Origin of the sequence: Affinundibacterium flavidum (assembly GCF_014284175.1) — a bacterium.
In the GTDB taxonomy this organism is placed as follows: domain Bacteria; phylum Pseudomonadota; class Gammaproteobacteria; order Burkholderiales; family Burkholderiaceae_D; genus Undibacterium; species Undibacterium flavidum.
This window is the reverse complement of record NZ_JACOGA010000097.1, coordinates 1-214: the sequence shown is the minus strand read 5'-3', so window position 1 is coordinate 214 and position 214 is coordinate 1. Positions and strand designations below refer to the sequence as shown.

General features: G+C 58.4%; 1 protein-coding gene. It reads left to right on the top strand.

The window, feature by feature from the left end; all coding sequences use genetic code 11:
• Positions 1-214: hypothetical protein (locus tag H8K55_RS21520; protein ID WP_186944290.1), on the top strand; the 214-nt coding region annotated here is incomplete at both ends.

Here is a 214-nt window from a genome sequence, read left to right as displayed (position 1 = left end):
TAAGCAATGCCAGCACCACAGCCACAAGTGTCAGCCTCGCCTTAGGCGGCGGTACAGCAACGGGCAGTGGTACGGATTACGGCAGCGCTACAGCGACTAATCTGCAAGTGTCCACCGATGGTGGCGCAACGTGGGGCAATGCGACGACCGCAACGATTGCGGCAGGTAGCACGAGTGTGTTGGTACGGACACCGATCACCGATGATCTGATCAA